Source organism: Alistipes sp. AF14-19, assembly GCF_003461645.1.
GTDB lineage: Bacteria > Bacteroidota > Bacteroidia > Bacteroidales > Rikenellaceae > Alistipes > Alistipes shahii.
Window position 1 is genome coordinate 1 of sequence record NZ_QTXM01000040.1, and the last position, 4646, is coordinate 4646.

The window sequence follows — 4646 nt, forward strand, 5'->3', positions numbered from 1 at the left end:
ACGAACTCCACGCCGCGCTGCTCCACGTTCACTTGCAGGGTGGTGACGAACTTTCTGCCGTCGTTGCGCTCGATGAGCTTGTCGCGTACGGGCAGTCCGGCGCGGAGCATGTCCCGCTCCTGCGTGGTGATTTCCGTCTTGCCGATGCGCTCCGGGATGCGCACCCTGCTTGCCGGAATGTCCGTGATTTCATTCGTCTTGCGGTCGATGCTGATGTAGGAGGGGATGATCTCGCCCGTTTCCCTGTCCACAATGTCCACGACCCTACCGAGATTGCCCGTTTCGCGGAGGTTCTTCCGGTCATTGTCGGAGAATTTGTGTTCCTTGTACTCATCCAGCTTCTGCTCCTTGCGGATGAAGTGCGGCACGAGGCTGATGTTTCCCTCACCGTCCTTCTTGAAGGAGAGGCGGGCGTCCAGCTCGAATGATTCGCCGCCGAAGGTCGGTTTGACCTTTACCAAGTCGGACTTGCCATAGTTGAGCATCTTCGTAAGGTCGCCGGACTTTTCAAGGTTGTCCCGCTTTACGCCCCATCTGTCCTCCAGCTCCTGCCAGTTGATTTTACTCTCGTCGATGGGCTGGTAGCCACGTTTGCCCTGCATCTGTTCGGATTTGTCCTGTTGCTGTTCTTTCCGTTGTTCCATGTTCTCCTGTTTTTGAGGTTCTTGTTTCTCTGTCTGTTGTGCTGCCATCTCTTCCTGCACCTTCTTCTCATAGTCGGAGGTGTCCACCTTGTGAGGGGCGAGCAGCTCCTTGTTCGCTTCGGGGTCTTTCAGCAGTTGCTTCATCACCTCTAAGAGATTTTCAGCTTGGTCTGCCGCAATGCGGTAGAAACCGAAGCGGCTGGGTTCCTTGCACTGCCGGAAGAAGTTCTTGAAGAAGTTGTCCAGCACGTCGCCATGTCGGTCGAATTGCAGGAAACTCTGCGCGTTCTCCGCTTTTGCGGGGGTGCGCTTGGGTGTGCCGTCCGCGTTCAGCCCGGCTACCACGCTGATCTCGCCTGTCTTCTCGTCACGGACTACCAGCACGTCCTTTTCGTCTTTTTTCTTTGCCATCTGAAAAATGTTTTAATGGGTTATTTATGAAAGAAATTATGGATACGAGCCTTGTAGAAGGCTATATCTTCCTTTTTGAAGTCCTTGATATGGTTGGAAAGGAATGTCAGCACGTCCTCCTCGCTGTAATAGGTCTTCTTGCCCAGCGTCTTGTAGGGCAATGCGCCTACGCTGCGGTAGCGTTGGAGGGTGCGTTTGCTTATCTGGAGCAACATGCACAAATCCTGATTGTCGAAAAGGCGGATGCTTTCCGTGATAGTGGGCTGTTTCCCCTCAGCCTTCATCGCCAGCAGCAGTTCGTCCTGACGGTCGAGCCGTTCCATCAGCTTCTGCATCCAGCCCTCGAAGTTGTTTCGTGTGAGCAGTTCCATGACCTATGTCCTCCTTCCTTTTGGTTTGCCGCCCGTGCGCAGCGTGTGGTTGTGGAACAGGGTGTCTATTGTCCCTTCCTCGTTCCTTACTGTGTTGTCCTCCAATAGCCGCAGTATCTCGGAAAGGCGGTAGCGGCAGCTTCCGCGTACCACCACATACTCGATACGGTGGTCGGTGCGCATACGCTGCATGGTGCGCTTGCTCACGTTGAGCATCTTCGCCGCCTGTGCCGTGTCAAGCAGCTTGTCTTCGGTTTCCCGCTTCCGTTTCTTCTCGTCCCTTGCCTCGCGGATGTACCCTGCGATGTTCGCAATCTGCGCCATCATCTCCTTGTAGGCGGAACTTTCCATTGTTATCACTTTCATGTTCAGTCCTTTCTTTTTGTTTCTGCGACAAAATTCGGCAATAAACAAAAGGGGCTTTAACAACTCACTACGTGACTCACGTAAGATTTTTGCGGAAGATGGCTCCGTAACCCGGTCAAACGGCGCAACAGGCAGCCTTTCAGCGGAAAACGATACGTCTTGTATGCCGTTTCGTTACCTTTGCGGCAAACTCTAAATGACATGAATATGGAAATAGTATCTATCGAGAAAAAGACTTTCGAGATGATGGTGGCGGCATTCGGCGCACTCTCGGAGAAGGTCGCCGCCCTGAGGCGCAAAAGCGACACGGGGCGCATGGAAAGATGGCTCACGGGCGAGGAGGTCTGCGGGCAGTTGAGAATAAGCCCGCGCACGTTGCAGACGCTGCGTGACAGGCGGCTTATCGGCTACTCGCAGATAAACCGCAGGTTCTATTACAAGCCAGAGGAGGTGAAGCGGCTGATACCGCTTGTCGGCACGCTCTATCCGCACGGCAGATGATTTGATTTATTCACCCACTGAATCCGAAGTTATGATGAACGAGAACAACGATGTTTTTACGATGGAAGACGAGCCGATAGCCTCTGTGGTGCAGGATATGCGCAAAGGCTCGAAATGGCTGTCCGCATTTCTGGAAAGCTACCGTCCTCCGCTGGACGGGGAACGTTACCTGACGGACGGCGAGGTGTCGGAACTGCTCCGTGTGAGCCGGCGCACCTTGCAGGAATACCGCAACAACCGCGTGTTGCCCTTCATACTTTTGGGAGGGAAGGTGCTTTACCCGGAAACGGGGCTGCGCGGGGTACTGGAAGCGAACTACCGCAAGCCGCTGGAGTGAGGCGGTTTCATGAAAAAGTAAACGGGTGACACCTTTTGTGGTGCTACCCGTTTACTTGTCTTATGGGGTATGTGCAATCAGCAATACCCGGCTTTTCCGTTCTGTATGAACATCACGTATGTCTGCCGTTTCTCTTGTGAGAGTGCCTTTCCCACCAGCCATGTGCGGAACAGGTGGGTGTTGTAGGTATTCACCCTGAAAGCGACCGGGATGATGATTTCAAGGGCGTACACGTCCGCGTGCAGCCCGTTTTCAAGCTGCATGTAGCGGCACACCTCGTAGTCGTTCAGCACGTCCGACTTGCGGACGGCTCTGATGGCGGCGTTCACTGCCGGGACGGTCGTATGGAACAATCCGGCTATTTCGGTGGCGGTCATCCACACGTCGTTACCGGTTACGCTGACTGCCTTGTCCTCGATGATGATTGTGTCACGTTTCATGGCTTTTCTTTTTAGATGGTGCAACCTGCAAATTCCTCGACGCCGTTCAATCTTGCGGCAAGGTTCTCCATGTCCTGATTGAGCTTCTCTTTGGTTATCTTTGCGTAAATCTGCGTCGTCTTTATGCTCTTGTGTCCGAGCATGGAGCTGACCGTTTCGATGGGAACACCGTTGGAGAGGAATATCGTCGTGGCTGCCGTGTGGCGGCTCTGATGCCACGTGATATGCTTGGTGATGCCGCAACGCTTGGCGACGGCACGGATACCGGCAAGGCACGTGTTATAATGCGGAACGGGAAATATCCTGCCGTCCCCGCACAGTCCCCGGTATTTGCCGATTATGCGGTTGGCGATGTCGAGCAGGCGGATGTTGGACACCACGCCCGTTTTCTGGCGGTTGATGTTTATCCACTCGTGTTCGTCGAAGTAGGTGCGGATATTCTCTTCCGTAAGGTTGCGCATATCCGCGAACGACAGCCCCGTGAAGGCGCAGAACAGGTAGAGGTCGCGGTACAATTCCTGTTTGGCGTTTTTCAGTTTCCCCTCCATCAGCAGGCGGATCTCATCTTTGGTCAGGAAACTGCGTGTTGTTTCCTCCTTCTTGATTTCATACTCGCGGAACGGGTCGCGCGTCAGCCACTCGTTGTTGATGGCGATGAATACCATCGTCCGTAACGGGCAGACGTACAGCCACACGGTATTGGTGCAGCAGTGCTTGTCCGTGCGCAGGAACATCTCGAAGTCGGAGATGAAAGCCGGGGTAAGCTCTTTTAGGGCGATGTCCTTCACATGGTAGCGGATGTCGAGGAACTCTTGCATGTGCTTGTAAACGGTGCGGTACTTCAGCAGCGTGCCTTTGGCTTTCATGCCTGCCTCCACCTGCTTCTCGTAGTCCTCGTTGTGCTGGCGGAACACCTGCATCAGCGTGTGGTAGCGGTGTTCCAGTCCGAGAAAGGCGTTCTTCACCTTCTCCGCCGTGACGAAGTTGTCACGCTCCATGATTTCCTGATAATGCCTGTTGATGCGTACCCGCATCTTGTCAAGCATACGGTTCGTTTCGAGTGCCGCCGTGCTTCTGCCCGTGACACGTCCACCTTTGGTGTCCCACAGTTTCGGATCGACAGTCAGTTTGCAGCTGAACTGTGTCTGGCTGCCGTCCACCGTGATGCGTCCCATGACGGGAACTGTCCCGTCCTTTTTCACTACCTGACGCTTGAGGTAGTAGATTACTGAAAATGTACTCTTCATTGTCCTTAATTTTTGGGTTTCAAAATTAGTTGGTGAAGAGTCCGGTGTTGGTACGCAAAACGGGGAGGAACGGCGCAATCTTTTTCCGTAACCTGATTTTTCGCATGAGTTATGGATAACTCACTATTCCTTAGAGCCTTGTTTCGCTATTCGTACCCGTTTGTCGCATTTTCGGGCATGGTTACGAACAAGTAACGTAGCGGCGTCAGGATTTGGCTTCGGCAGGGATTGTAATGGCTTCACGGATTATCGCCACTTCAACCAAAACCCTTGTAACTCAATTCTATCACTATATCTTTCCGCATTTCACTTTTTTGTAGTAACTTTGC

At 53.3% G+C, this 4646-nt stretch carries 7 protein-coding genes; 2 read left to right on the forward strand and 5 right to left on the reverse strand.

What is annotated here, in order from left to right:
* The 3 genes from DWW03_RS16145 to DWW03_RS16155 all read right to left on the reverse strand — a co-directional run.
* Nucleotides 1–1055, reverse strand: a 1055-nt coding sequence (locus DWW03_RS16145) for a DUF3945 domain-containing protein (RefSeq protein WP_118407053.1), incomplete at its 3' end; no start/stop codon positions are given.
* Nucleotides 1056–1075: 20 nt separating this feature from the next.
* Nucleotides 1076–1426 carry a helix-turn-helix domain-containing protein gene (locus DWW03_RS16150; protein ID WP_004291454.1) on the reverse strand — a complete coding sequence of 117 codons (351 nt, stop codon included), beginning with the start codon at nucleotides 1424–1426 and terminating at the stop codon, nucleotides 1076–1078.
* A 3-nt stretch (nucleotides 1427–1429) separates the two neighbouring features.
* A complete protein-coding gene (locus DWW03_RS16155; protein WP_004304264.1) occupies nucleotides 1430–1792 on the reverse strand; it encodes a helix-turn-helix domain-containing protein in 363 nt (120 codons plus the stop codon).
* A gap of 201 nt (nucleotides 1793–1993) precedes the next feature.
* Between DWW03_RS16155 and DWW03_RS16165 the strand changes: the two genes are divergently transcribed.
* Together DWW03_RS16165 and DWW03_RS16170 are read left to right on the forward strand one after the other, a co-directional pair.
* A complete protein-coding gene (locus tag DWW03_RS16165; RefSeq protein ID WP_004291426.1) occupies nucleotides 1994–2293 on the forward strand; it encodes a helix-turn-helix domain-containing protein in 300 nt (99 codons plus the stop codon).
* 31 nt (nucleotides 2294–2324) lie between these two features.
* The gene (locus DWW03_RS16170) at nucleotides 2325–2630 is read left to right on the forward strand and encodes a helix-turn-helix domain-containing protein (RefSeq protein ID WP_004291424.1); all 306 of its coding nucleotides are present in this window, start codon (nucleotides 2325–2327) and stop codon (nucleotides 2628–2630) included.
* Between the two features lie 77 nt (nucleotides 2631–2707).
* Here the strand turns inward: DWW03_RS16170 and DWW03_RS16175 are convergent, their stop codons facing one another.
* Complete coding sequence (locus tag DWW03_RS16175) at nucleotides 2708–3070, reverse strand: hypothetical protein (protein WP_004291423.1); 363 nt, start codon at nucleotides 3068–3070, stop codon at nucleotides 2708–2710.
* Nucleotides 3071–3081: 11 nt separating this feature from the next.
* Nucleotides 3082–4317 carry a site-specific integrase gene (locus tag DWW03_RS16180; protein WP_004291422.1) on the reverse strand — a complete coding sequence of 412 codons (1236 nt, stop codon included), beginning with the start codon at nucleotides 4315–4317 and terminating at the stop codon, nucleotides 3082–3084.
* Nucleotides 4318–4646 lie beyond the last annotated feature (329 nt).